25 protein-coding genes are annotated in these 26,017 nt (G+C 72.9%); 10 read left to right on the top strand and 15 right to left on the bottom strand.

The window, feature by feature from the left end:
* The first annotated feature begins 95 nt into the window (after positions 1-95).
* Complete coding sequence (locus ACQPY0_RS07465) at positions 96-731, top strand: alpha/beta fold hydrolase (RefSeq protein WP_432986263.1); 636 nt, start codon at positions 96-98, stop codon at positions 729-731.
* Positions 732-861: 130 nt separating this feature from the next.
* On the opposite strand, the gene ACQPY0_RS07460 is transcribed toward ACQPY0_RS07465, so the two are convergent.
* Genes ACQPY0_RS07460 through ACQPY0_RS07435 form a run of 6 tightly spaced genes read right to left on the bottom strand, consistent with a single transcriptional unit; the run spans position 862 to position 6,961 of the window.
* Complete coding sequence (locus ACQPY0_RS07460) at positions 862-2,085, bottom strand: glycosyl hydrolase (protein WP_432986261.1); 1,224 nt, start codon at positions 2,083-2,085, stop codon at positions 862-864.
* A gap of 48 nt (positions 2,086-2,133) precedes the next feature.
* Positions 2,134-2,922 (bottom strand): carbohydrate ABC transporter permease, encoded by a 789-nt coding sequence (locus ACQPY0_RS07455; RefSeq protein WP_432995058.1) that lies wholly within the window; start codon positions 2,920-2,922, stop codon positions 2,134-2,136.
* 23 nt (positions 2,923-2,945) lie between these two features.
* On the bottom strand, positions 2,946-3,854 hold the full coding sequence (locus tag ACQPY0_RS07450) for a carbohydrate ABC transporter permease (protein WP_432986259.1): 909 nt from the start codon (positions 3,852-3,854) through the stop codon (positions 2,946-2,948).
* The gene (gene ngcE, locus ACQPY0_RS07445; RefSeq protein ID WP_432986257.1) at positions 3,854-5,275 is read right to left on the bottom strand and encodes an N-acetylglucosamine/diacetylchitobiose ABC transporter substrate-binding protein; all 1,422 of its coding nucleotides are present in this window, start codon (positions 5,273-5,275) and stop codon (positions 3,854-3,856) included. The genes ACQPY0_RS07450 and ngcE overlap by 1 nt, the downstream gene beginning before the upstream one ends.
* A gap of 19 nt (positions 5,276-5,294) precedes the next feature.
* Entirely contained in the window at positions 5,295-6,017 is a 723-nt protein-coding gene (locus tag ACQPY0_RS07440) for a sugar isomerase domain-containing protein (protein ID WP_432995056.1), read from the bottom strand.
* A gap of 26 nt (positions 6,018-6,043) precedes the next feature.
* Positions 6,044-6,961, bottom strand: coding sequence for a MurR/RpiR family transcriptional regulator (locus ACQPY0_RS07435; RefSeq protein ID WP_432986255.1), 918 nt, complete (start codon positions 6,959-6,961; stop codon positions 6,044-6,046).
* Between the two features lie 97 nt (positions 6,962-7,058).
* Between ACQPY0_RS07435 and ACQPY0_RS07430 the strand changes: the two genes are divergently transcribed.
* On the top strand, positions 7,059-7,919 hold the full coding sequence (locus ACQPY0_RS07430) for an N-acetylglucosamine kinase (RefSeq protein WP_432986253.1): 861 nt from the start codon (positions 7,059-7,061) through the stop codon (positions 7,917-7,919).
* On the opposite strand, the gene ACQPY0_RS07425 is transcribed toward ACQPY0_RS07430, so the two are convergent.
* Together ACQPY0_RS07425 and ACQPY0_RS07420 are read right to left on the bottom strand one after the other, a co-directional pair.
* Positions 7,920-9,161 (bottom strand): RNA polymerase sigma factor, encoded by a 1,242-nt coding sequence (locus tag ACQPY0_RS07425; RefSeq protein ID WP_432986251.1) that lies wholly within the window; start codon positions 9,159-9,161, stop codon positions 7,920-7,922. It lies immediately after the preceding gene.
* A 14-nt stretch (positions 9,162-9,175) separates the two neighbouring features.
* The gene (locus tag ACQPY0_RS07420; protein ID WP_432986249.1) at positions 9,176-9,529 is read right to left on the bottom strand and encodes a YciI family protein; all 354 of its coding nucleotides are present in this window, start codon (positions 9,527-9,529) and stop codon (positions 9,176-9,178) included.
* A 113-nt stretch (positions 9,530-9,642) separates the two neighbouring features.
* Between ACQPY0_RS07420 and ACQPY0_RS07415 the strand changes: the two genes are divergently transcribed.
* On the top strand, positions 9,643-10,722 hold the full coding sequence (locus ACQPY0_RS07415; RefSeq protein ID WP_432986247.1) for a glycosyltransferase: 1,080 nt from the start codon (positions 9,643-9,645) through the stop codon (positions 10,720-10,722).
* A gap of 13 nt (positions 10,723-10,735) precedes the next feature.
* Positions 10,736-11,164: a hypothetical protein gene (locus ACQPY0_RS07410; protein WP_432986245.1), complete on the top strand. Its 429-nt coding sequence runs from the start codon at positions 10,736-10,738 to the stop codon at positions 11,162-11,164.
* 68 nt (positions 11,165-11,232) lie between these two features.
* Here the strand turns inward: ACQPY0_RS07410 and pepN are convergent, their stop codons facing one another.
* Positions 11,233-13,632: an aminopeptidase N gene (gene pepN / locus ACQPY0_RS07405; RefSeq protein ID WP_432986243.1), complete on the bottom strand. Its 2,400-nt coding sequence runs from the start codon at positions 13,630-13,632 to the stop codon at positions 11,233-11,235.
* 55 nt (positions 13,633-13,687) lie between these two features.
* On the opposite strand from pepN, the gene ACQPY0_RS07400 reads away from it, so the two are divergent.
* The 5 genes from ACQPY0_RS07400 to ACQPY0_RS07380 all read left to right on the top strand — a co-directional run bounded on the left by ACQPY0_RS07400 (position 13,688) and on the right by ACQPY0_RS07380 (position 19,534).
* On the top strand, positions 13,688-14,278 hold the full coding sequence (locus ACQPY0_RS07400; RefSeq protein ID WP_432986241.1) for a hypothetical protein: 591 nt from the start codon (positions 13,688-13,690) through the stop codon (positions 14,276-14,278).
* 429 nt (positions 14,279-14,707) lie between these two features.
* Complete coding sequence (locus ACQPY0_RS07395; RefSeq protein WP_432986239.1) at positions 14,708-16,207, top strand: LamG-like jellyroll fold domain-containing protein; 1,500 nt, start codon at positions 14,708-14,710, stop codon at positions 16,205-16,207.
* A gap of 90 nt (positions 16,208-16,297) precedes the next feature.
* Positions 16,298-16,969: a hypothetical protein gene (locus tag ACQPY0_RS07390; RefSeq protein ID WP_432986237.1), complete on the top strand. Its 672-nt coding sequence runs from the start codon at positions 16,298-16,300 to the stop codon at positions 16,967-16,969.
* Positions 16,970-17,021: 52 nt separating this feature from the next.
* Positions 17,022-18,887 carry a sensor histidine kinase gene (locus ACQPY0_RS07385; protein ID WP_432986235.1) on the top strand — a complete coding sequence of 622 codons (1,866 nt, stop codon included), beginning with the start codon at positions 17,022-17,024 and terminating at the stop codon, positions 18,885-18,887.
* Positions 18,884-19,534 (top strand): response regulator, encoded by a 651-nt coding sequence (locus tag ACQPY0_RS07380; RefSeq protein ID WP_432986233.1) that lies wholly within the window; start codon positions 18,884-18,886, stop codon positions 19,532-19,534. The genes ACQPY0_RS07385 and ACQPY0_RS07380 overlap by 4 nt, the downstream gene beginning before the upstream one ends.
* Here ACQPY0_RS07380 and ACQPY0_RS07375 read toward each other — a convergent pair.
* The 4 genes from ACQPY0_RS07375 to ACQPY0_RS07360 form a co-directional block, all read right to left on the bottom strand.
* Complete coding sequence (locus ACQPY0_RS07375) at positions 19,500-20,165, bottom strand: DUF2306 domain-containing protein (protein WP_432986231.1); 666 nt, start codon at positions 20,163-20,165, stop codon at positions 19,500-19,502. The two genes, ACQPY0_RS07380 and ACQPY0_RS07375, sit on opposite strands and share 35 nt — an antisense overlap.
* Positions 20,166-20,235: 70 nt before the next feature.
* A complete protein-coding gene (locus ACQPY0_RS07370; protein ID WP_432986229.1) occupies positions 20,236-20,898 on the bottom strand; it encodes a response regulator in 663 nt (220 codons plus the stop codon).
* Entirely contained in the window at positions 20,870-22,240 is a 1,371-nt protein-coding gene (locus ACQPY0_RS07365; RefSeq protein ID WP_432986227.1) for an MFS transporter, read from the bottom strand. The genes ACQPY0_RS07370 and ACQPY0_RS07365 overlap by 29 nt, the downstream gene beginning before the upstream one ends.
* Before the next feature lie 326 nt (positions 22,241-22,566).
* Complete coding sequence (locus ACQPY0_RS07360) at positions 22,567-24,030, bottom strand: multicopper oxidase family protein (protein ID WP_432986225.1); 1,464 nt, start codon at positions 24,028-24,030, stop codon at positions 22,567-22,569.
* A gap of 141 nt (positions 24,031-24,171) precedes the next feature.
* Here ACQPY0_RS07360 and ACQPY0_RS07355 point away from each other — a divergent pair, with 141 nt between their 5' ends.
* The gene (locus ACQPY0_RS07355; RefSeq protein ID WP_432986224.1) at positions 24,172-24,840 is read left to right on the top strand and encodes a permease prefix domain 1-containing protein; all 669 of its coding nucleotides are present in this window, start codon (positions 24,172-24,174) and stop codon (positions 24,838-24,840) included.
* Between the two features lie 7 nt (positions 24,841-24,847).
* Here the strand turns inward: ACQPY0_RS07355 and yidD are convergent, their stop codons facing one another.
* Together yidD and ACQPY0_RS07345 are read right to left on the bottom strand one after the other, a co-directional pair.
* A complete protein-coding gene (gene yidD / locus ACQPY0_RS07350; protein ID WP_432986222.1) occupies positions 24,848-25,270 on the bottom strand; it encodes a membrane protein insertion efficiency factor YidD in 423 nt (140 codons plus the stop codon).
* 277 nt (positions 25,271-25,547) lie between these two features.
* Entirely contained in the window at positions 25,548-25,979 is a 432-nt protein-coding gene (locus tag ACQPY0_RS07345) for a hypothetical protein (RefSeq protein WP_432986220.1), read from the bottom strand.
* Between the last annotated feature and the right edge of the window lie 38 nt (positions 25,980-26,017).

The raw sequence follows: 26,017 nt of genomic DNA, 5'->3' as shown, positions 1-26,017 counted from the left end.
GCAAACGCCGAACCGCCCGGAGCAGCGAACGCCGAAGCGGGCGGGGGGCGAACGCCGAAGCGGGCGAGGAAGCGGGCAACGAAGCAGGCGACGAGGTGGGCGGGGCGGCCGGCGGGACCAAGGCGGCGCTGGCCGCGGCGGTGCGGGACGCGATCCGGCCGCTGGGGCTGCGGGACGTCACGCTCGTCGGGCACGACTGCGGCGGGATGGTCGCGTTCGCGTATCTGCGTGCGTTCGGCGGTGAGCTGCGGCGCGCGGTCATCATGAACACCGTGGTGCCGGGCGTGCCGCCGTGGGAGGAGGTGCGGCGCAACCCCTACATCTGGCACTTCGGCCTGCACGCCGTGCCCGGGCTGCCCGAGCTGCTGGTCGCCGGCCGCGAGCGGGCCTACTTCGACTACTTCTACGACGTCCTCTCCGCCACGCCCGGCGCGGTGCCGGACGACGCGCGGGCCGACTACGCGGCGGCCTACGCGACACCGGGGGCGCTCGCCGCGGGGTTCTCGTGGTATCGCGCGTTCGCGGCCGATGCCGCCGCCAACGCCGAGCCCGCCGACGTCACGACCCCGCTGCTCTACCTGCGGGGCGAGCACGAGGGCGGCGACATCGCGGCCTACGCGGCCGGGTTTCGCGCGGTCGGCGTCCGGGACGTGACGACGGGTGTCATTCCCGGGGCCGGACACTTCGCCCCGGACCAGTCCCCGGCCGAGGTCTGGAGATTGGTGCAGTGAGCGGTCGCGCGTGCTGTTCCGATGCTGAAGCTTAGCCGACCCAAACAAACCCGCATCGCAGCGTAGTCACCACATTACCGGGAGGGCCGGCGTCCCGCACGAGGACGCCAGCCCCGCGATGGACCCCGGTCTAGCAGTGGCCGAGGTCTTCCCAGTTGGCGGTCCAGCCGGGCTCGGAGCCCTGCGTCCACCACTTCGCGCGCCACAGGTGCTTGCCCTGGCCCGAGGCCGGGCCGCCGGGGTCGCCGTTGGCGCTCTTCTCGTGCTTGACCGTCTGGCCGGCCGTGTAGATGCCGCTGATCGACCACTCGGGAGCGGTCGCGCAGTTGGTGGCCGGCGGGGTGGACGTCGACGGCGACGCCGACGGGGACTTGGACGGCGACGCCGAGGTGCTCGGGGTCGCGGAGCCGGTCGGCGTCACGCACGGGCCGGAGGAGTCCACGGTGTCCGTGAACGCGCTGCCCGCGCCGCGGTAGGCGGCCGCCTGCGCCGTCGCCTGGCTCGGGGTGAGGACCTGGTTCTTGGCGTACAGCACCCAGTCGACCTGCTGGATGTAGGTGCTCAGGCCCCCGGTGTGTGCCGCGGTGTCGATGAACCACAGGTTCCAGTTGATGGTCATCGTCTGGCGCGGGTAGAACTTGCCGGAGTGGTCACCGACCTGCTGGCCGTCGATGTAGTAGATGACGTGCCCGCCGGAGACGGTGACCACGAGGTCGTGCCAGCCGTCGAAGCTCCTGCGCTCCTCCGAGTGCACGTTGTCGGCGTACCACGGGTCGTTGCGATACGTGTACCACGTGGTCTGGTAGTTGATGGGCCCGGTCTCGCCCCAGCCGCCGTTGGGCAGGTACTCCGAGAAGTCCAGCTCGCTGTAGGTGGGGTCGAGGTCGCCGTTGAGCGGGCTGATGGTGAAGAACGTCTCGTTGATGTGGTCGCCGTCGTTGCCGCTCGCCGGCGCGTCGGTGAAGCGGATCCGCGAGGCGTAGGTGCCCTCGAGGTAGCGCTTCTGGGCGGTGTACAGCTCGGCCTGGTTGGTTCCCCCGCTGGTGCCGTCCGTGGACGCGGTCAGCTGCATGACCTTCTGACCGCCGTTGGTCGGGAAGGAGATGCTGTTGGCCGACCAGGTGGCGCCGGGCACGCCCGGTCCGCCGGAGTAGGTGCGCGGCACCCATCCGTGCGCGGTCAGCGACGCGTCCGAGGACGAGCTGTAGTTGAAGTCGTCGAACAGGTAGCCGCAGTTGTTCGCGGCGGCACTGGCGGTGCCGACGGTGGCCGCGGTGATCGCGAACGCCCCGACGGCGCCGGCCAACGCGATGCCGGACGCGATCGCAATAGATCGACGTGTGCCAATTGACATGGGCAGGGTCCTCCTGAGGGGATAGGAGACTACGGCCCCTAGAGACCGTTACTTGACCGCGCCGGCGGTCATTCCGGCGCGGATGTGCCGTTGGAACGCGACATAGGCGATGAGCACCGGCAGCATGGCGATGGTGAGGCCGGCGAACAGTCCGCTCCAGTCGCTGCGGTAGCCCTGGCTGACCGACAGGGAGGCCAATCCCTGCGCCAGGACGTACCGGTCCGGGTCGGGGTTGAGAACCAGCGGAAGCAGGTACTGGTTCCAGAGCCCGAGAAAATTGAAGATGCCGACGGCGACCAGGCCCGGCCGGGCCATCGGCAGCATCACGCGGAAGAACACCCCCGCGTGCGAGCAGCCGTCCATGAACGCGGCCTCGGCGACCTCGTTCGGCAGCGTGCGGAAGAACGAGTGCAGGAAGAAGACGGTGAACGGGATCGCGTAAGCCGCGTAGACCAGAATCAACCCTTGGTACGTGCCGAGCAGATGCAGCTGCTGCACGACGAAGAACAGCGGCACCAGCGCCAGGAACACGGGGAAGAACATGGCCGCGACGAAGGTGTAGTAGACCAGCCGGTTGCCCCGGAAGTCGTACCGCGCCAGCGCGTAGGCCACCAGCGCCCCGAGCAGCATCGTCACCAGCAGCGCGCCGCCCACGACGATGACGCTGTTGAGGAAGTACCGGCCGATGTCGGCCTGGGTCCAGGCGCGCGACCAGTTGTCGAAGTGCGGGTCGCTGGGCAGCGACCACGGGTCGTTGAGGATCTGGTCGTCGGTCTTGAAGGAGCTCAGCACCGCCCACAGCAGCGGCAGCGCCGTCACGACGCCCCAGCAGAGCATCGCCACATGCGGCAGGACGCGCTTCACGCCAGCTCGACCCTCTCCTCGCGGCCCGCCCGCAGGGCGAGCACGGCCAGCGTCAGCGTCGCGAAGAACAGCGCGACCCCCATCGCCGAGGCGTAGCCGAACTTGCCGTAGGTGAAGGCGTTGCGGTACAGCGAAAGCCCGATCACCTCCGTGGCCCCGTCGGGTCCGCCCGGCCCGACCGTCATGACCTGGACCACGGCGAAGCCGTCCAGCGCCCCGATGCCGAGGTAGACGAACGCGACCTGCACCGTGTCGCGCACCAGCGGCAGCGTCACCTTGCGAAAGGTCGCCCAGCCGCTCGCGCCGTCCAGCCGCGCCGCCTCGAACAGCTCCTTCGGGATCGAGTCGATCGCCGCGCTGAACAGCACCATGTAGAACCCGACCGACGACCAGACCAGCACCGCCATCACGGCCGGCAGGGCGAGGGCCGGCTCGGCCAGCCAACTGCGGGCCAGCGAGTCCAGCCCCACCCCGCGCAGCACCCCGTTGAGCAGGCCGGTGTTCGGGTTGTAGATGAAGCCCCACAGCACCGCGATGACGACCAGCGACAGCAGCTGCGGGAAGAAGTACACGATCTGGTAGACGCGCGACCCCGCGATCCCCCGCCGCCCGTCGCGGCCGCCGAGGTGCAGCATGCTGGCCAGGAACAGCCCGAGGCCGACGGTGACGATCGGCACCACCGCGAGCATGACGGCGTTGTTGCGCACCGCGTCGAGGAACAGGGAGTCGCCGCCGAGGCGGGCGTAGTTGCCCGCCCCGACGAAGTGCGCCTCGCCGGCCACGCCGGTCCAGTCGGTGAGCGAGAGGTAGAACGCCTGCGCGTACGGCGACAGCACGAACAGCACGTGCAGCACCAGTGCGGGCACGAGCGCACCGAACAGGAACCGGAGCCGACCGTGTTTCATCAGCGGGTGTACTTCTTGACGCTGGAGTCCTTGGCGAGCGCGTCGGCGGCCTTCTGCACGCGGTCGGCCCACTCGGCCGCCGTGGCGCGCTTGTTCACCAGCTCGCCGGTCGCGTCGTCGACGGCCTTGGCCAGCGGCGCGTACCAGGTGCGGAACCTGAACGTGAAGGCCTCCTTGCCCGCGGCGGTGATCGCGTCGCGGGTCGAGCCCAGGCCGCTGGACAGCGTCAGCCCGTCGGTCGCCCCGGCCACCGCCGGCAGCGTGCCCGCGCTCTGCGCGAAGGCCTTCGCCGACTGCTTGGAGAACAGGATGCGCAGGTACTCCATACCGCCGGCGGCGTTCTTCGCCTTCGCCGGCACCAGGAACGACTCCGAGCTCGCCGCCTGCACCGCGGCCGCGCCCATCTTGTCGCTGCCGGTGCGGGGCGGCACCGCGCCCATCACCATGTCGAAGCCCTGGGGCGCGACACCCTTCTGCTCGCTCGGAAGCCACGAGCCGCACGGGATGAACGCGGCCTTGCCCTGGCACCAGGCGGCCTGCGCCTCGGTGTGGGACAGGGCCTCGGAGCCGCTCATGATGTACCCCTTGCCGGCCAGCTCCGCGAAGGCCTCCGCGGCGGCCTTGAGCCCGTCGGCCTTCCAGGCGTTGGGCTCGAGGTTGTCGACCGACTTGAGCAGGTCCGCACCGCCGATCTTGGCGGCCATGGTGAGCAGCGGGTCGTTGATGTACTCCGGGTACTTGCCCTGGTAGGTCCAGGGCGCCACGCCGGCCGCCCTGATGGTGGCGCAGAGCGTCAGCATCTCGTCCCACGTCTTCGGGTACGTCCAGCCCTTGGCGGCGAACAGCGGCTTGGAGTACCACAGGCCCCACACCGTGTAGGTGAAGTTCAGGGTCAGGACCTGCTTGTCGAACGTACCGTCGTCGATGACGCCGGGCAGCAGCGTGTCGCGGACCTTGGTGCTGGGGTCGTCGAACGACGGGGCGTCCAGCAGCGGCGCGAGGTCCGCCAGCTGCTTGGCCCCGACCAGGGTGGCCAGGTCGAGCCGGCCGGCGCCGGTGTTGTCCACGACGTCCGGGGGCGTGTTGGCCACGAAGCGCGGCTGCAGCGCTTCACCGACCTTCTGGATGCCCTTGTGGTCGATCGCCGCCTTGCTGTACTTGCCCTTGTAGAGGTCCTCGGCGTGCTTGGCGTAGTCGTCGCCGTAGCCGCCCTTGAAGATCACGACCTCCAGCGGCGCGTCGTCCTTGACGCCGAGCGGGTTGTCCGCGCTCTTCGCCCCGGTGTTCGCGGCCGGCTGCTCGTCGTCGCCGCCACTGGTCACACAGGCGCTGAGCAGCGGCGCGGCGATGGCAACGCCGGCGGCGCCTTTCAGCAGCGAGCGGCGGCTGGGATAGGTTGGGAGTGAAGGTGAGGGGTTCATGGCAAGGCTCGCTCTCCTTTTATGCGGTACGCCGGATGCGCCCGGCGTACCGCGCCTCAAGTCCTGCGTTGTGCTCCCGTCCGCCCGGCACGTTGTCGGACAGGTAGACCGGCGGCGTGACACCGAGCGCGAGCAGGCGCGCCACCACCTCGGTGACGATCTGCTGCGCCAGCAGCGCCGCGGTGATCGAGGAGACGGCCCCGACGGCACCGCCGCCGGGCAACGGCAGCGACGCGTCGCCGTAGGGGGCCCCGTTGTCGAGGACCACGTCGGCGAAGTCGCTGAGCTTCATCCCGCTGCTGTGCCGCGAGTCCACGCGCGAGGAGTGCTCGAGCGACGTGATCGCGATCAGCGCGTGCCCCCGCTGCTTGACCAGCTGCGCCATCTCCACCACGGCGCCGTTGACGCCGGAGTTGGAGGCGATGACGAAGGTGTCGTCGGGCTTGACGGGGGCGAGGTCGTAGAGGCGGTGCGCGACGGTGGGCGTGCGCTCCAGGTTCGGGTCGGCCAGGGCACTGAGCGATTCGCCGCCGTACAGCACGATGTCGCGCAGCGCGATGCGGTTGGTCGGCACCAGGCCGCCGGCCCGCCCGGCGATCTCCATGGCGAGCGCCTCGGAGTGCCCGCAGCCGAACGCCTGGATCACCCCGCCCGCCCGCACCGTGGCGGTCATCAGGTCGGCGGCGTGCGCCACCTTGTCGCCCTGGGTGGTCCCGACCCGGTCGATCGCGGCGCGGATCACCTCGACGTAGTCGGCACTTCTGATGGTCACAGCGGCTTTTCCCTCCGTGGTCGCTTGCGGTTGCTGGTCGTCTCGGGCACCCGGTGCGCGTCGACGGCGCGCACGGTGAGCTCGAGGGCCTCGGCGGTGCGCTCGTAGGTGCGCTGCGCCACCGCGACGTAGATGAGGTCCAGGACCAGCAGCTGCGAGTGCAGCGCGGAGAGGGCCGCCACCCGGAAGGTGGTCTCGTGGACCGAGGTGGTGAACACGACGTCGGCCACCTCGGCCAGCGGCGAGCGCCCGAAGGACGTCACCGCGACCGTCGTCGCCCCGTGGTCCGCGGCCTCCGCGAGGGTCTCGATGACCTCGCGGGTCCGCCCGGAGTGCGACAGCCCGATCGCGACGTCGCCCGGGCCCAGCAGGGCCGCGTTGGTGAGCGCGGTGTGGCTGTCGGAGCGGTACCAGACCGGGACGCGGATGCGTTCGAGGCGAAAGGCCATCTCCCGGCCGGCCGTGCCGCTGGAGCCGAACCCGAAGATCTCCACCCGCCCGGCCCCGGCGATCGCCTCCGCGACCCGCTCGACCGCGGCGACGTCCAGCCCGGCCGCGGTCGCCTGGATCGCCCGCGTGTCCGCCGCGGTGATCACCCCGAGCACCCCGTCGAGCGGATCGCCCGGCGCGATGTCGCCGCTGATGTCGGTCTCCCACCGCGCCTGCTCGGCCCGCCCGGTCTCGGTCGCGATCGCCACTCTCAGGTTCGCGTACCCCTTGAAGCCGAGCGTCCGGCTGAAGCGCGTGACGGTCGCCGTCGAGGTGCCGGAGCGCTCCGCGAGGTCGACGATGCTGGCGTGCGCGGCCTCCTCGGGGTCGCCGAGGATCGTCTCGGCGATCTTCGCGAGGGCCTCCGGCATCGTCGGCCCCTCGATGCGGAGCCTGCCCAGCAGCCCGCCACTCTCACCGGTCACAGCTTGGTCATCCTTTTCATCGTTCCGCCTTGGCGATGAAAATTACGACCACTTCAACTTCTAGTCAATAAGCATTTTCTATGTTTCGATCGTGGCCATGGCTGTCGTGGTTGGTGTGGACGCGGGCGGCACCGCGTCGAAGGCCGTGGTCGTCGACGGTTCGGGCACCGTGCTCGGCCGCGGGGCCGCGGGCCCCGGCAACCCCTCGGCCGGCGGCCCGCCGGCCGCACGCGCTGTCGGGTCGGCGCTGCGGTCGGCGCTGGCCGGCCTGGACCCGGCGACGGTCACCGCGGGCGTCGTCGGCGTGGCCGGCGCCAGCGCCCTGGCCGACCCGGCCGTCGCCGCGGCCTTCGCCGAGGAGTGGGTGTCGATCGGCCTGCGCTGCGAGATCCCGATCGTCGGCGACGCGGTCACCGCCTTCGCCGCGGGCGGCGACTGGAGCACCGGAGCCGTGCTGATCAGCGGCACGGGGGCGGTCGCCGCGCTGGTCGACGGCCTTTGCACGGTCCGCGTCGCCGACGGCCTGGGCTGGCTGCTCGGCGACGAGGGCTCGGGGATGTGGCTGGGCCTGCAGGCCGTACGCCATGCGGTCCGGACATTCTCCTCACCCCTGGCCCGCGAGGTCGCCGCACACGCGGGCGCCGCGACCCCCGACGACCTCGTGCACTGGGCCGGCACCCTGCCCCCGTTCGGCGCCGTGGCCCCGCTGGTCTGCGAGCTGGCCGACGCGGGCGACCCCGACGCGGCGAGCATCGTCACCGAGGCCGCGGCGCGCCTGATCGCCACCCTGGACGAGCTGGAGTCCCCGCACGCCCCGGTCGTGCTGGCCGGCGGGCTGCTGGTCGCCGGCACCCCGGTCCGCCGCGCGGTGCTGACCCGGCTGACGGCCCGGGGCACGGCGGTAGGCACGGCGACGGACCCGGCCCTGGGCGCCGCCCGCCTCGCCCTGCGCCGCTGATCAGCAGGCGGCGGCGCGGTTGAGCAGCAGCGTGCGCTCGCGCTCGTTGCGGGTCATCGCCGCGGCGCGCTCGAACTCGGCCCGGGCCTCGTCCGTGCGGCCCAGCTTGAACAGGAAGTCGGCGCGGACCGAGGGCAGCAGGTGGTATCCGCGCAGCGACGGGGCGTCCAGCAGCGGCTCCAGCACCGCCAGGCCCGCCTGCGGGCCATCGGCCATCGACACCGCCACGGCCCGGTTGAGCTCGACGATCGGCGAGGGGGTCAGCCCGGCCAGGTCCGCGTAGCGCGCGGCGATCTCCCGCCAGTCCGTCTCCTGCGGCGTGCGGGCGCGGGCGTGGCAGGCGGCGATCGAGGCCTGCAGCGTGTACGGGCCGCCGCCGAGCCGCTCGGCCCGCTCCAGCGCCGCCAGGCCGCGGGTGATCAGCAGCCGGTCCCACCGGCGGCGGTCCTGGTCCAGGAGCATGATCGGCTCGCCGTCCACGCCGGTGCGCGCGGCCGACCGGGAGGCCTGGATCTCCAGCAGCGCGATCAGGCCGTGGGCCTCCGGCTCGGCCGGCATCAGGCCGGCCAGGACGCGACCGAGACGCAGCGCCTCCTCGCACAGGGCCGGGCGCATCCAGTCGTCGCCGGCGGTCGCGGAGTACCCCTCGTTGAAAATCAGATAGATGACCTCCAGGACCGAGGCCAGCCGCTCGGATCGCGCCGCGCCGGTCGGCAGCTCGAACGGAACCCTCGCCTCCGCCAGGGTCTTCTTGGCGCGGCTGATGCGCTGGCCGACGGTCGCGTCCGGGACCAGGAACGCGCGGGCGATCTCGTCCGTGGACAGGCCGCCGAGCAGGCGCAGGGTCAGGGCGACGCGGGACTCCTGCTTGAGCACCGGGTGGCAGGCGGTGAAGATCAGCCGCAGCAGGTCGTCCTCGATCGGCTCCTGCTCCAGCACCGCGTCGAACTCGGAGGCGTCCGTGTGCTCCTGCGGCGCCAGGGCGGGCAGGTGCTTCTCCAACACCCGCTGACGCCGGATGGTGTCGATGCCGCGCCGCTTCGCGGTGGTCATGAGCCACGCGCCGGGGTTGCGCGGGACGCCCTCGGCCGGCCACTGCTCCAGCGCCGCGACCAGGGCGTCCTGCGCAAGCTCCTCCGCGAGCCCGACGTCGCCGACGAGCCGGGCGACCCCGGCGATGACCCGGGGTGCCTCGATCCGCCAGACGGCCTCGATGGCCGATTTCGCGTCGGTACCGCTCACGCGCCCAAGATAAGCTACTCGTACTCGGACACCTTGCGGACCTCGATCTCGATGTCGTGGTCGAACAGCGCGGCGAAGCGCGTGGCCCACTCGACCGCCTCGGCCTGGTCGCGCACCTGCAGGATGCCGAAGCCGCCGATGACCTCCTTGGCCTCGGCGAACGGCCCGTCCACGACGGTGGTCGCGCCGTCCTTCCTGGTGATGATCGCCGCGCCGGCCGAGCTGGGCAGCAGGCCCTCCGCGGCGAGCAGGACGCCCGCCTTGCTGACCTCCTCCATGTACTGCCCGAACCTCGCGATGAACTCCGGGTTCGGCTGCCACAGCGCCGGGTTCGAGTCGTCGAGCTTGTGCATCAGCATGTACCGCATCGTCGTGTCCTTCTCGGTAAGGTGGCTGGCCGTTCGCTCAGCCTCTACCACCGCGTCGAACGACGCTCGCCGTCTTCGACAACGCCCCGGAAAAGTTTGGAGCCGAGGTTCCGATGCGCATGCTGTTCGCGTTCGCCGGTGGCAACGGCCACCTCCAGCCGCTGCTCCCGCTCGCCCGCGCCGCCGCCGGGCGCGGCCACGCCGTCGCGTTCACCGGCCGGCCGGGCCTGCTGCCCGAGGGGTACGAGGGCTTCCCGGCCGGCGCCGACGCCCCGCAGGACGAACGCCGCCCGCTGCAGCGCCTGGACCGCGACCGCGAGGAGCGCGAGTTCCGCGACGGCTTCGGCGGCTGGATGGCCCGCGAGCGCGCCGCGACCACCCGGGCCGCCGCCGCGGCGTGGCGCGCCGACCTCGTGGTGTGCGACGAGACCGACTTCGGCAGCATGATCGCCGCGGAGTCGCTGGGCCTGCCGCACGCGTCCGTGGTGGTCCTCGCCGCGGGCCGCTTCGGCGGCGCTGCGGGCCTGGCGCCCCTGCTCGACCGGACGCGGTCCGCGCACGGCCTGCCCGCGGACCCGGACCTGGCGATGCTGACGCGCCACCTGGTGATCTCCCCGGTCCCGCCCAGTTTCCGGGTCGCGTCCTGCCTGATGCGCCCGATGGCGGCTCCTCCGCCCGCGCCGACCACCCCGCCGACGGTGTACTTCACCCTCGGCACGGTCTTCAACACGGAGTCGGGCGACCTCTTCACCCGCCTCCTGTCCGGTTTCCGCACGCTCCCCGTCGACATGGTCGTCACGGTGGGCGGCGCGGTTGACCCGGCCGAGCTCGGCCCGCAGCCGGCGAACGTGCGCGTGCAGCGGTACGTCCCGCAGGCCGAGCTGCTGCCCCGCTGCTCGGCGGTCGTCTGCCACGCCGGCTCCGGCACCGTGATCGGCGCCCTGGCCCACGGCCTGCCCCTGGTGCTGGTCCCGATGGGCGCCGACCAGCCGGCCAACGCGGAGCGCTGCGCGGAACTGGGCGTGGGCGTGGTCCTGGACGCGCTGTCCAGCACCCCGACGGACGCGGCCGAAGCCCTGCGCACGGTGCTGACCGAGCCGTCCTACACCACGGCCGCCGCGGCCCTGCGCACCGAGACCGCGGCGATGCCGAGCCCGTCGCAGGTCGTACCGTTGCTGGAAGCTCTGGCCTGAAAGGTGAGCACGAGTGATCGAGCAACGGCACCTGCGGACGGTCGACCAGCACGGCGCAACGGCGCCGATCACTCTGCACATCGACGCCGGCACAGCCCAACAGACGCGGATCACCGCCGTGACCGCGGCCGAGACGATCGGCCCCGTCGCCGGCGCGGACCTGCTCGAACCGCTCATCGAGATACGCCGTCGGCTGGAGGCCCGCGGACTGCGCCTGTGCTGCCAAGCGGCGCGGGTCAACGTCTGGGCTTCCGGCCAACTGCGCCAGTTCACCAGCGGCCGGCAGGGATACGTGCTGACCGAGACACGGCGCCCGAGTCCCGAAGAGCCCTTCGAGGTCGTCGACTTCCTCGCCCCAGCGCCCGCCGGCCAGGTCACGTCCCTGGAGGAGCAGTACCGATTCGTCTACGCCTTCCACGGACTCCAGAAACCCCCAAAATGAAACGCCCGTCGGCTCGCCCGCCGTATTGGCCACGCGGGCACCGCCGGGCACAGGGTGCGGGCCGGCGGCTACGGGAGCCAGCGGCGCAGTTCGTCGGCGCCGTCGGCGATCTCGCGGCGTAGCAGGGGGTCCAGGTCGGGGCGGGCCAGCAGGGCGTCGGCCGGGGCCAGGGCCGCCGGGCTGTGGACGGGGAAGCTCAGCCGCACCACCTGCAGCGCCGCCAACAGGTAGCGGTCGGTGAGCATCGCCGGGGCGTCGGTGAAGTAGCGCTCGACGTAGGGGTCGGTCAGCGCCTCCTGGCCCGGCTGCCAGAACGCCCCGGCGTTCGCGACGGCCAGGCGCGGGTTCGGGTCGGTGACGATCGCCGACCAGGCGGCCGCCTTCGCCTGTGGGGTCGGCAGGGCGGCCCGGGCGGCGGCGGCCCGCTCGGCGCCCTTCGCGGTGGGGTCGCGGCGCTGCTCGGCCGCGATCTCGTCCGGCGTGGCGGCGCCGAGCGCGCACAGGCGCAGCAGCAGCGCCCAGCGCAGGTCGGCGTCGACCGCCAGGCCCTCCGGTGCGCCGGGGCCGGCCAGCCAGGAGCGCACCAGCGGGGCGTCGGCGACGCTGAGCAGGGCCCGGGCCGCGGCCAGCCGGCGGCCCGGGCCGGGGGCCGCGCCGGCCAGGGCCCCCGCGCAGACCTCGGCCAGCGGGGCGAACGGGATCAGGCCGCGGCGGGCCAGGCAGTCCCGGGCGAAGGCCAGGACCTCGTCGAAGATGCCCTCCTGGCGCTCCGTCGGCAGGGCCGCGACGAGCAGCGCCAGGAACTCCGACGGGGGGATCTCGCCGTCGCGGACGGCGTCGATGACCGCGGTCCAGATCACCGCCCGCGCCAGCGGGTCCTCGACGTCGGGCAGGACCGCCGGGAGCGCGGCGCGGCTGAAGGGGTCGAAGCGGATTTTCGCGTACGTCTCGTCGCCGTCGTTGAGCAGCAGGACCGTGCCCGCCGGCGCGGCGGCGAGGCCGGGAATCGTCGCGGTGGCGCCGTCGATCGTGAACGGCACCCGGCGCACCGAGCCGTCGGAGGCGTAGGCGGAGGCCGTCAGGCGGTGGGGGCGCAGCGGGCGGCCGGTCTGCTCGACGACCAGCTCGCCCGACGGCAGCGGGCGCAGCGTGTTGGCGCCGGTGCTGCGCAGCCACAGCTCGGCCCAGCCGGTCAGGTCGCGGCCGGCCGCGGAGCCCAGGACGGCCAGCAGGTCGGCCAGGGCGGCGTTGGCGAAGCGGTACCGCCGGAAATAGTCCCGCACCCCGGCCAGGAACACCTCGTCGCCCAGGTGGACCGCGAGCTGGCGCAGGGCGGCGGCGCCCTTGGCGTACGAGATGCCGTCGAAGTTCTGGAAGGCCACCGCGGTGTCGGCGACGTCCTCGGGGGCGACGGGGTGGGTCGACGGGCGCAGGTCCGCGGTGTAGCCCCAGCGCTCCCGCCAGATCGCGAAGTCCGCCAGCGCCGCCGGGTGCCGGCCGGTCTGCGCCGCGACGCGCCAACCCATGTACTCGGCGAAGGCCTCGTTGAGCCAGACGTCGTCCCACCAGCGCAGGGTGACCAGGTTGCCGAACCACATGTGCGCCATCTCGTGCGCCATCACCACGAACCGCCGGTGCCGGTCGCTGTCGGTGGCGCCCGCGCGGAACAGGAACTCCTCGCGGAAGTTGACCAGGGCGGGGTTCTCCACGGCGCCGCCGGGAAACTCGGGGATGAAGGCCTGGTCGTACTTGGCGAACGGGTAGCGGGTGTCGAACAGCTCGTGGTAGTGGTCCAGGCTCGCGGCCGTCGCGCCGAAGAGCTCGTCCGCGTCGGCGTCCAGGGCCGGGGCGAGGCTGCGCCGGCACAGCAGGCCGAGCGGGATGCCGTCGTGCTCGCGCTCCAGGACGTGCCACGGGCCGGCGAGGAAGCTGAACAGGTACGTCGACAGCGGCGGGGTCCGCTCGAACTTCCAGCGGCCGTCCGCGCTCGAGCGCACGGGCGCGTTGGCCCGGACCGTCCACTGGGCAGGGGCGAGCACCGTCAGCGAGATGGGCGCCTTCAGATCGGGCTGGTCGAAGCAGACGAACATGCGCTGGGCGTCGTCGATCGGCGCCTGTCCGTAGAGGTACGTCCGAGCGTCCTCGGGGTCGGTGAAGCGGTGGACGCCCTCGCCGCTGTGCGAGTACGGCGCGCGGAACGAGGCCTCGAGCCGGTTCTCGGCGGCCAGGTCCCGCAGCACCACGCGCCCGTCCACGACCGGCGCTTCGCGTCCGTTGAGCCTCACGTGTACGGCCTGAGCCCCCTTCACCTCCGCGAAGGTCCCGGCGCCGGGTGAGGCGCACGAGAACTCGGCGACCGTGCGCGACGTGAACCCGTCGCCGGAGGTCACGTCCAGCTCGATCGCGTACGAGCGCACGGTGATCAGCCGCGCGCGCTCCACCGCCTCGGCACGGCTCAGGCTCGACACGATCCAGACGCTACCCGCTCGCCCGGGCGTCACTTCCCGTGGCTAGCGTCCGGGGATGGACGGGTACTGCGAGCGCCTCGGCCCGGGCCTGTGGGCCGAGCCCCTCAACGCGGTCTCCAACGTCGCGTTCCTCATCGCGTGCGCGGTGCTGCTGGTGCGGACCCGCCACCGGCTGCTGCCGATCCTGCTCGGCGTCGTAGGGCTGTGCAGCCTGTCGTTCCACACGTTCGCGACCGGGCCGACCGCGGCCCTGGACTCGCTGTCGATCCTGGTGTTCGTGCTCGTCGCGGTCGTGCTGCTGGCGCGGCACGGCCTCGGGGTGCGGCCCGGGCTCGCGTGGCTGGCCGCGCCCGCGTTCGTGGTGTTCGCCGGGTTCGTGGATCTGCTGCTGGCGCTGGCGGGCCGGCAGTTCACCCTCGGTGGCTATCTCCCCGCGGCGCTCGGGCTCGCCGGATTCGCCGTCGCCCTGCGCTCGCGACCGCTGGGGATCGCCACGGCGGTCTTCGCGGTGTCGCTGACCCTGCGGACCCTCGACGAGCCGCTGTGCGGGTCGGTGCCGATCGGCCTGCACTGGCTGTGGCACTGCCTCAACGCGGTGGTGCTGTACCTCGTGGCCCGCGACGTCGAACGGCGGCTTGTTCGATAGGCCGGTGTCGCTCGTTCGGCTGGTCGGCACCCGGCGGTCAGGTCGGAACAAGAGGGTCAGCCTCATGAGTTCTGGAGATATCGGACAGGTCGGGCGGCGCTCGCTGCTGCGCGCCGCCGTGGTCGCGCCGGCCGTCGGGGCGGTGGTCGCGGGGGCGGAGCTGCCGGCTTTCGCAGGCGCAGGTCACGGAGGCTCCGCCGACCCGGGGATCCCGCGGTTCGCGCTGGCGGTGCTGCCCGACACGCAGTACCTCTTCGACGAGGACTCCTCGCGGCCGGAGCCGCTCAAGGAGACGTTCGACTACCTCGTGCGCGAGCGCAGCGAGGCGAACATCGTGTTCATGTCGCACCTCGGTGACGTGACCGAGCACGGCTCCGAGCACGAGATCGGGCTGGCCTCCGACACGTTCCGCGCGCTGGACGGGCGGGGGTGTCCTACAGCGTGCTGGCCGGCAACCACGACATCGCCTCGAGCACCGACGACCAGCGCGGCGACTCGGCGTACCTGCGGGCGTTCGGCGCGAAGCGCTACTCGCGCATGCCCACCTTCGGGGGCGCGTCGCCGGACGGGTACAACTCCTTCCACATCATCGGGGCGGGCGGCCGGCAGTGGCTGATCCTGGCCCTGGACTGGCGGGTCTCCGACCGCGGCCTGGCCTGGGCCCAGGGCGTCCTGAACGCGCACCGCACGCTGCCGGTCATCCTCACCACGCACGAGCTCGCGTACTCGGGCGACGACGGGGTCGCGCAGCTGTCCGGCTACGGCCGCCGCCTGTGGGACGGGTTCATCAAGCGCAACGACCAGATCTTCCTCACCCTCAACGGGCACTTCTGGCCGCCGGGGCGCACCGTGCTGCGCAACGACGCGGGGCACGACGTGCACGTGCACATCACGAACTACCAGGACCGGTACTACGGCGGCGCGGGCATGATCCGCCTGTACCACTTCGACCTGGCCCGCGACGTCATCGACGTCGAGACGTTCTCGCCGTGGTTCCTCAGCCGCGATCCGCACAAGCGCAACCCGCTGGAGGCCGAGACGATCGAGCTGACCGGGCCGGCCGACCGCTTCAGCCTGTCGATCGACTTCGCGGCCCGCTTCGAGGGCTTCGCGCCGGTCACGCCCCCGGCCCCGCGCCCGCCCGCGGCGGTGATCGGCCGCGACACGGCCGCCTACTGGCGCTTCGACCCGGCCGGGCTGCCGGCGGCGGGCCAGGCGGGTTCGGCGGTGTCCGACGGCACGCTCGTGCGGGACCTGACCGGCAAGGGCAACGACCTGACCGTGCGCCGCCTGCACACCAGCCCCGCCGGCGCGCTGACCTGGTCGCCGGAGCACCACGCGGGCCAGCCGGCGCACGCGAGCCTGCGCTTCGACGGCGGCAAGTCCCCGGACCGCGGCGCGATCCTGGAGGCCGTCGCGGCCGCGCCGATCAACCGGATGCGCTTCGAGCGGGGATACACGATCGAGGCGTTCGTGAAGCTGCCCGACCCGTTCGAGGGCGACCACGCGTGGATGGGCATCCTCAGCTGGGAGGGGCGCAACGGCGACGCGGGCAAGACCAGCGGCTGGTCGACGGAGGAGCCGACCTGCAGCCTGAACCTGTCCCCGGAGCGCTTCCTGCAGTTCGTGGTGTACCCCACGGACCGCGACGCCGACCCGACCTCCTGGAGCCACGCCCTGCCGGTGGGGCGCTGGATGCACCTCGCGGTGGTCAACGACGCCCGGCGGACCGTCGTGTACGTCGACGGCTCCCCGATCGCGCGCAACCCCACGCAGCCGTCGAAGGGCATCACCACGCTGGGCAAGCCGTTCGTGATCGGCGCGACCCAGTTCGCCGAGCAGTTCGGCCAGGGCTTCTACGGCTGGATCGGCGACGTGCGCATCACCGCCGCCGCCCTGCCGGTCCGGCAGTTCCTGACCACCTTCTGATCGCGGCCCCGGGCCGGCGGGACAAAGTTCCCGGCGCCCGGGACAGGCGGGTGCTGCCGGGCCGGGTCGGCCGGCCGGGATGGTGCCCGCATGACTACTACTACGAACAGCAGGGCGTGGGCGTTCGCCGGGGCCCTGGGTGGGATCGCCGGGCTCGTGGGGCTCTTCCTCGGGTCCGGCCTCACCGGCGACGTCGGGGACGGGATCAAGGACAACGCGCTCGTGGTCGCCGCCGTGAGCGGGCAGCGGCACTACGTCTGGATCACCCAGGTCGTCTGCGCCGTGGCGGCCGTGTGCCTCGTCGTCTTCGCGGCCGGGCTGCGCCGGCACCTCGCGCGGCAGGAGCCCGCCGGGAGTCTCGTGCCGGCGGTGGCGGCCGGCGGGCTCGGGCTCGTCGCCGTGCTGCTGCTCGTCGGGGGCGGGATCTGCACCGAGCTGTACTGGGCCCTCGGCGAGCCCGAGCGCTGGGACCCCGACACCGTCGCCGGGCTCGTCGAGGTCTACAACACGCTGCCGTGGCTGTGGGCCGGGGCGGGGCTGAGCGCGGCGGCGGTCGCCGTCGGCGGGTTCCGGCACGGGTCGGCCAGCACGTGGCTGGCGGCGGCGAGCGCGGTTGCCGCCTTGCTCGTCGCGGCCACGCAGGCATTTCCCGCGCAGTACGGGGCGCTGTTCCCCGGGGCCGCGTGGGTGTTCGTCGCCGGGCTCGGATTCGCCTTCTCCGGGCGGGAGACGCCGCGGGAGAACGTAGTGTACGGGCGATGAGGGCGTGACTGTGCGGGCGATGCGGGCGTAGCCGCTGTACCTGGCAGGTCCGGTGCTGGCCGGGCTCGCCGGGTGGCTCGCGGTGCGCAATGCCGCGCCCGCGGGCGAGGTGGCGTACCTGCCCGCCGTCGCCGCCTGTGCGCTCGTCGGGGCGCTGATCACGGTGAAGCGGCCCGGGAACACCGTGGGGCCGCTGCTGCTCATGAGCGGGCTGGCGTTCGTGGTGCTGGAGTGCTGCGGGCAGGCGGCGGTCGCCGGGGTCACGGCCCTGGCGTGGCCGCAGACCTGGCTGTGGGTGCCGGCGAACCTCGGGATCGCGCTCGTCCCGGCGTACTTCCCGCTCGACCGGCCGCCGAGGTGGGCGGCCGCCGGGCTGGTCACGCTCGCGGGGCTCGCCGCGCTCACCGGGGCGTTCCAGCCGGGGGTCAACGACCAGGTGCGGCCGCAGGCGCCGGCGAACCCGCTCGGGGCCGGGTTCATGGCCTCCGTCGCGCCCGTGGCCGGGATCGCGTTCACGGCCGGGGCGGCGGTCGCGTTCGTGGCGGGGGCCGTGGCCGTGGCGAGCAGGGCCCGGACGCTTCCGCAGGCGCGCTGGCTGGCGTACACCTGCGGGCTCGTGGCCCTCGTCGTGCTGGCGCGGTTCGCGGCCGGGCTCGCCGACTCGGACCCGGACCGGATCTGGCCGCACGACAACGCCGGGTGGGACGTGGCGGGCGGGCTGGCGATGGCGCTCGTCCCGGCCGGCATCGGGGTGGCGATCCTGCGCCACCGGCTGTTCGACATCGATCTGCTCATCAGCCGTACCGTGGTCTTCGCCGCCCTCACCACCGCGGTCACCGGCGCCTACCTGCTCGTCGTCGGGGTTCTCGGAGCCTCCTCGGTGCTCGCCGCCGTGGCCGCCGCGCTCGTCTTCGGCGGGCTGCGGCAGTGGGTGCAGCGCCGGGTCAACCTGCTGGTGTACGGCGAGCGCGACGACCCGTACACCGTCCTGGCCCGCCTCGGGGAGCGCCTGGCCGCCGTGCCGGACCCGGGGGCGATCCTGGCCGCGAGCACGTCGACGGTGAAGGAGGCGCTGCGGCTGTCGTACGTCGGGATCGAGGTCGACGCCGGCCCCGTCTACGAGCTCGGCGAGCGCCCCGCCGAGCCGGTCACGTTCCCGCTCGTGGCCGGCGGGGAGCCGGTCGGCGCGCTGCGGCTCGGGCCCCGCCCGGGCGAGGCGGCGCTGGGAACGCGGGACCGGCGGCTGCTCGCGGACCTGGCCCGGCACATCGGCGTCGCGGTGCAGGCGGTGCGCTACTCCGCGGACCTGCGCCGCTCCCGCGAGCAGCTGGTCGTGGCCCGGGAGGAGGAGCGCCGGCGGCTGCGGCGGGACCTGCACGACGGGCTCGGGCCGACGCTCGCCGGGCTGACCATGCGCGCGGAGGCGGCCCAGGAGGTCGGCGGCGAGCGGGCGCGAGAGCTGCTGGCGGAGATCGTCGAGGACGCGCAGACCGCGGTCGCCGACGTGCGGCGGCTCGTCGAGGGGCTGCGACCGCCCGCGCTGGACACGCTCGGGCTGGTCGGGGCGCTGCGGGCGCACCTGGCCAAGCAGCCGGCCGGGCCGCGGGTGAGCATCGAGGCACCGGCGGAGGTCGGCGGGCTGCCGGCGGCGAGCGAGGTGGCCGCGTACCGGATCGCGGTCGAGGCGATCGCGAACGCCCGGCGGCATGCCGGAGCGACGGCGGTACGACTGGAATTGCTTGTCGAGAACGATCGGTTGTGTCTGACCGTCACCGATGACGGGCACGGCACATCGCCAGTCAAGGTGGGTGGAGTGGGCATGCACTCGATGCGGGAACGGGCCGAGGAGCTCGGCGGCGAGCTGGACGTGACGTCGACGCCGCACGGCACGTCGGTGACAGCACGGTTGCCGCGATGAGCGAGCCGGTGCGGGTGCTGGTTGTCGACGACCATGACCATTTCCGGGCCGGGTTGAAGGCGTTGCTGGCCACCAGCGACGAGGTCGAGGTCTGCGGGGAGGCGGCCAGCGGCGAGGAGGCGCTCGCCGCGCTGCCGCGCCTGCAGCCGGACGTGGTGCTGCTGGACCTGGTGATGCCGGGGATGGGCGGGATCGCGGCGACCGAGCGGATCGTGGCCGCCGCTCCGCACGTGCGGGTGCTGGTGCTGAGCATGGCCGACGACGACGATTCGGTCTTCGCGGCGGTTCGGGCCGGTGCGCGCGGCTACGTACTCAAGGGCGCCCGGCGGGTGGAGATCATCCGCTCGATCCGGGTGGTCGCGGACGGTGAGGCGATCTTCGGGCCGGCGATCGCGGCCCGGCTCATGGGGTTCTTCGCCGGGCTGGACCGCACCGGGCCGGAGGTGTTCCCGGAGCTCACCGCGCGGGAGCGGCAGATCCTGGGCCACATCGCCCGGCACCTGACCAACCCGCAGATCGCCGAGCGGCTGGGCGTGAGCCAGAAGACCGTGCGCAACCACGTGTCGAACATCTTCGCGAAGCTGCAGGTCGCCGACCGCGCCCAGGCGATCGTCATCGCCCGCGACGCGGGTCTGACCGGCGAATGATGATCTCGGCGACGGCGAGGTTGATGAGCCAGCCGGCCACGAGTGCCACGCAACGCCATGACGGATAGCTGGGATCGTCAACGTTGACTGGCAACAGTGGCAAGCTGGTGAAGACTTGCGTGCCGGCACCCATGGCGATCGCGTAGGCACGCATCATCCACGCCTTGTGTGTGTGGAAGTCGCGCCGGCGGATCGCGATGAAGCCGAGCACGATGGCGAGCAGCATGACGGTGCCGAAGATGTACCGGAACACGCTGAGCACGTCGTTGTCGCCGCGGGGCAGGTCGTAGAAGGCGGTCATCCACAGGCCGGACAGGGCCACGGCGATGCCGGCGACGGCCACCACCCGGCCGCAGACGCGGTGCCAGCGCCGGTGGCGTCGGCGAAAGCCGGGGGCGAACTGCAGCGCGCCGAGGAACGCGAACGCCACCGCACCGAAGATGTGGACCAGCACCGGGGCCGGCATGTCGACGAAGCGGGCGTTGGCGGCGGTGCGCTCGACGCCGCCGGTGAGCTGGGCGACGCGCACGCCGCCGGCCAGGGACGGCACGAGGGCCAGCAGGAACAGGCCGGCGACGATGGGCCAGTCGCGGCGCGGGCGGCGGCGGATCGGGGCGGTCACGGTCGTCATGGACACGATGGTGGGCCGCGCACGGGGGCGATGCATCGCTCCTTGGGCCGGACCGGAGCCCGACCAAAGTTCAGCTCCCGGGTCTGACCCGGTCCGTCTCGTACGCCCACATCGCGATCTCCACCCGGTTGCGCACGCCGAGCTTGAGCATCAGCGCGGTCACGTGGGTCTTGACGGTGCTCAGCGTGATGAACAGCTCGTCGGCGATCTCGTTGTTGGTCCGGCCCCGCGCCACCCGGGCCAGCACCTGCTCCTCGCGGTCGGTGAGCGGCTCGATCGGCTGGCGGGGCGGCCCGGCCGGGCCGGTGTCGGCGAACGCCCGCAGCAGCCGGGTCGTGACGCTGGGCGCGATGAGCGCGTCGCCGGCCGCGGCCGCGTGGACGGCCTGGGCGAGCAGGGCGGGGCCGGCGTCCTTGAGCAGGAAGCCGCGGGCGCCGGCGCGCAGGGCGGAGTAGACGTACTCGTCGAGGTCGAACGTGGTGATGACGACGACCGCGATCGGGTCCTCGACGGCCGGCCCGGCCAGCTGCCGGGTCGCCTCCAGCCCGTCCATCGCCGGCATGCGCACGTCGAGCAGGCACACGTCGGGGCGCAGGCGCCGGGCCAGCTCGACCGCCCGGCGGCCGTCGGCGGCCTCGGCCACGACCTCGATGCCGGGCTGGGCGTTGAGGATCATCGTCAACCCGGTGCGGACGATCTCCTGATCATCCGCGACCAACACCCGCACGGTCACCGGCCAATGCTACGGGCCGAGCGGCACCGTCAGATCCGCCGAAAGTACGACCGGCGACCAGCACCCCGGCGACGGCGGGGACGAGCGCGACCGCGAACGCGGCGGCGTACGCGACGGGGCCGACGTCCACGAGCGCGGCGAAGAGGGCGCCACCGACGGCGAGCGCGGTGGTGGTCAGCAGCGCGTCGCTGACCTGGAGGGCGGAGCTGTTGGCACCCTGCTCGGCCGGGGCGGAGTAGCGCAGGACCAGCGCGGCGGAGGCCGGGGACGCCAGACCCATGCCGAAGCCGCCCGCGCACCAGCCGGCGACGACGACCACCACCGGTACACCTGCGAAGGCCAGCGACATCGCGGACAGCACGCCGACGGCGATGCCGGTCGCGCCGAGACGGAGCCGGGCCGCGTCGGAGAGCCGCTGAGCCTGGCGGGCCTGGACCCAGGAGCCCGCGGACCAGAACAGCGCGCCGGCCGTCACGGTCAGGCCGGCGAGGGCCGGGGTGAGGCCGCGCTCGCGGGTGAGCATGAGCGGGATGAACACGTCGGTCTGCATGAACGCGGCGCCGGCGAGGCCGCGCAGGAGCACGACGCTGGGCAGGCCGCGGGCGGCGGCGAGCGTGCCGGGCGGCAGCAGCCTCGCACCGCAGACCAGGGCGACGGCCAGGCCGGCGGCGAGCAGCGCGGCGCCGCGCGGGCCGGTCTGCTGGCCGCCCAGGTAGAGCAGCAGCGCGCCGGCGGCGGTGCCGATCGACCACGCGAATCGGTTGTTCCGCGCTGTGTGCGAGCTTTCCGCCCGAACCGTCCGCACGCGCGGCCAGATCAGCAGCATCGACGGTACCGCCACGGCGATGACGAGCAGAAAGACCCAGCGCCAACCGGCGAATTGGACGATCAACCCGGCGAGCGCCGGACCCGCGATGGCCGGCAGCACCCAGGCGGCGGAGAGGAACGAGAAGACCCGGGCGTGCTCGGACACCGGGTAGGCCCGGCCGACGACCACGAACAGCGCCACCGCGACCAGGCCGCCACCGAACCCCTGCACCAGCCGCCCGGCGACCAGGACCCACATGTGCGGGGCCAGTCCGGCCAGCAGCAGGCCCGCGCAGAACAGGGCCACCCCGGCGGCGACCGGCCGGGCCGGGCCGGCCCGGTCGCACCAGGCGCCGGCCAGCACCATGCCGACCACGCTGGTGGCGAGGGCGCCGCCGAAGGCGAATCCGTACAGGGCCAGGCCGGAAAGGGCCCGGGCGACGGCCGGCATGGCCGCGGTCACGGCGACCGCCTCGAAGGCGACCAGCGTGACCAGCGTCACCATGCCGACGGTGAGCGCGCGTCGGTTCTCCACCCCGGCAACGTCGCACCTCAACAGGGGTTCAAGTCAAGCCCGCAACGACGGCTGCGGGCTGGTCCGCCCGGACGGGTGCACGGCCTGCAGCGGCACCGAGGGAGACCTCACCGTCGCGCTCCGCACCCATCTCGGCGGCCTCCGGTGATCCCCGACACCTCGGTATGACGATCCCTTGACATGGAAGCGTTGATCGATGTGTCATGCCGGTCACAGAGCGGTTTCTCGTTGGGAGTTCGACCGCCGCACGGTCGAGCCACACGGGGACGACGGAACGCTTGCGAGACGTGCCGGGCCCCGCGCCGCCACGGGGGCCCGGCACCCTCTCAGCCGTGCAGGCGGGGCTGCTGCCCGGGCTCGACGACCACGAACTGGCCCATCATCCCGTTGTCCTCGTGCCTGAGGACGTGGCAGTGGAACATGTAGGCCGTGGTCGGGTCGGCGTAGTCGGCGAACCTCGCGATCACCGTGTACCGCTGGTGCGGCTCCAGGAAGACGGTGTCCTTCCAGCCGCCCAGCTGCGGCGGGGGCGCCTGCCCGTCCACCTTCAGCACCTGGAACTGCACGTCGTGGATGTGGAAGCTGTGCGGCGTGTCGTGGCCGTTGGCGACGTTCCAGACCTCGGTCGTGTCCTTGACGACCACCGCGTCGGCGCGGCCCATGTCCATGCCGCGGCCGTTGATCTTCCGGCCCTGAAACGTGAAGCTGCGGGTCTGCGCGGCCTGCGCCGGGTCGAGGCGCGGCGTGCTGAGCAGCGTCCCGGGCAGCGTCGCCGGGGTCAGCGCCGGCGCGGCGCGCAACTGCAGGATGTCGAAGGAGTCCTGGCCGCCGTTGAACTTGCTGTCCAGGCCCCCGCCCAGCGGCCTGGTGCTGCGCAGCGCCACCCGCTCGCCCGGGCGCAGCGACACCACGATCTCGGCCCGCTCACCGGCCGAGAGGCGCACACGGTCGGTCATGTACGGCTTGTCCAGCAGGCCGCCGTCGGTGCCGACCAGCGCGAACGGGCGGCCGTCGGCGAGGGTGAAGCTGTAGACGCGCGCGGTCGAGGCGTTGAGCAGGCGGAGGCGGACGAGCTCGGAGCGTACGTCGAGGAACGGGGCGGGGGTGCCGTTGACGAGGATCTCGTCGCCGAGCACGCCGATGTCGCTGCCGAAGCGCTCGTCCATGCTGAGCTGGTCGCCGTCGAACTTCTTGTCCTGCACCAGGACCGGGATGTCGTCGACGCCGTAGTCGTGCGGCAGGGCCCGCTGCGCCGGCTCGCCGTCGTCGACGATGAACATTCCCGCGAGGCCGCGGTACACCTGCGTCTCGGTCCGCTCGCTCGGGTGGGGGTGGTACCACAGCGTCGCCGCCGGCTGGTCGATCGTCCACGCCGCCTGGAAGAGCCCGCCGGCCGGGATCGGGTGGTGCGGCCCGCCGTCCTGGCTGGCCGGCAGATGCATGCCGTGCCAGTGCACGGTCGTCGGCTCGGCCAGCGTGTTGCGCACATTGATGTTTACGTGCTCGCCTCGCTTGGCTCGCAATGTCGGGCCAAGGTAGCTGCCGTTGTAACCCCACGTGCGAGTCGAGCCATGCCCCAGGTCGGTGTCGCCCGGCTGCGCGCGCAGCTCGAACACCCGCGCGCCCTGCGCGTCGACGGTCGACTCGGCCAGCGGCGGGATCCGCAGGGACCGGTTGAAGTCGACGTGGACGTCCAGCGGCGACCGGACGAAGTACCAGGCGATCGCGACGGCCCCGCCCCCGCACAGCACCAGGAGCAGCCCCAGGCCGCCCAGCAGCCACTTCCGCACGTTCTTTCTCCCTACATGTAGGTCAGCTACATGTAGGCTCCCTTGTGCCGGCGGCGGGCCGCCAGAGCCGCGACCCGAACCGGGGGAAACCTCAGGGTCAACCCGGAACCCCGCGCGCGGCCCCGTGACCATACTGAGTTGGTGCTTACCGCCGGCCCCATCGACGCCTACGTCGCCGACCTGCGCGGCGCCCTGCGCGGGCCGCGCGCCGCCAAGGCCGACCTCGTCGCCGAGGCCCGCGACGGCCTGATCGACGCCGCCGAGCGCTACGAGCAGGACGGGCTGGACCGCGCCGCGGCCGAGCGCGCGGCGGTCGAGGAGTTCGGGCCGGTCGCCGACCTCGCCCCGGACTACCAGCGCGAACTGGCGCTCGCCCAGGGCCGGCGCACGGCGATCCTGGTCGGCTCGGCGGTCGCGGTCCAGGCGCTCGTGAGCGAGATCGCCTGGCGGCGCGCGGCGACCGGCTGGACCTGGCAGCCCGGCCACGCGTACACCGTGCTGGCCAACACCGTCGACTACGCCACGTACGTCGTCGTCGCCGGCGCCCTGCTCGCCACGCTGGCGTGCGGGATCGGCAGCCGGTGGGTCGGCGTCGACCGCTCGTTCGTGCGCGCGACCGGCATCGCCGCGATCGGCATCGTGGCCTTCTTCATCGCCGGCGGCCTGCTGCTGTCCATGTTCAGCCCGATGTGGGGTGCGCACCAGAGCGGCGACGCGTCCGCGCTGCCGGCGGCCGCGTCGGCGATCACGATCTCGCTGCCGGTCTGGATGACGTACTCCGGCCTGCGCTGCCTGCGCGTCTGCGCCTGAGCCCTCGTCACGGCACCGGGTCGGCCGTGCCCCGCGGCGTCGACGGGTTGCAGCGCCGGATCCGGGCCGCCGTCAGCCGCGAGCCCTCGACGAGACCGTAGCGCTGCACGGCCTGCAGGCCGTAGTTGCTGCAGGACGGGACCTGCCGGCACCGGGTGGGCAGGTGCGGGGAGAGAAAGCGCTGGTACCCGCGGATCGCCGCCATCCCCGCCCGCCCCGGCCCCGAGGCCGTGCGCCGCGGGGTTCGCGACGGCGCGGAGACCGCCATCAGCGACAGCAGCGAGCCGAGCATGAACGGGCTGCAGTCACAGCCGCCGCAGTCCCAGTCCGGCCCGCAGTCGCGGTCGCGACGCCGTCGCTGCTCGTGCTGCCGCATGCGCCGGTGACGCCGCCGCGCCCGCCAGATCCCGGCAATCTCACCCAGCTTCATGACCGGATTGTCGCCATCGCCGCACCTTATGATCAAGAATCGGTCAAGGTTCCGACGGCGGGGCCGCCGATCAGCCGCCGCGCCGCACGCGAAAACGCACCCGGATGGCCGACTTCGTGCGGGCGGCCGGGAATGTCCGGACAGTCCCGGACACCCGGACGAAGTCGAACAACCGAGTGCGTCGCGTACGGGCTGAACTGCTCTTCGTGGGCGGTGGGGCGCCGGCCGGCGGGGCTGATCCGCCGGCCGGGCCGAAGCCACACCATGAACGGGGTCTTTACTTGGCCGCGATCTCCGTCTCGCCGCCGCCCGAGCGGAACTCGGTGCCCTCGGCGAACGCGGTGTCGAGGCGCTGCTGCAGGGCGTCGAGCTCGCTGAACTCGGCCTGGTGCGCGCTCTCGCTACCCTCGGCCACGAACACGTGGTCGTCGACCGACGCGTCGTGGCTGTAGTTCGTGTAGTCGTCCGACTCGAAGTGCACGGCGCCCGGCTGGTCGTACTCCGTGTGGTGGCCCTGCGAGAAGTCCGTGGACTCCTGGGCGTGGTGGTCGTTCTCGTACACGCCGAACTGGCTGTTGTAGTCGGCCTCCGAGCCCTGCGCCTGGTGCAGCTGGTCGAGGGCGTCGTGCTGCTGGCCGGCCTCGTAGTGGCCGTAGTCGACGTCGTTGCCGCCGTTGCCGCCGTCGTAGCCGGTGTCCATGTCGCTCATGGTGCGCTCCTTCTGGGATGTGGTTGGTGTGGCCTTGC

The organism is Dactylosporangium sp. CA-233914, assembly GCF_050942935.1.
Lineage (GTDB): Bacteria > Actinomycetota > Actinomycetes > Mycobacteriales > Micromonosporaceae > Dactylosporangium.
This window is presented reverse-complemented; position numbering and strand designations above follow the sequence as displayed.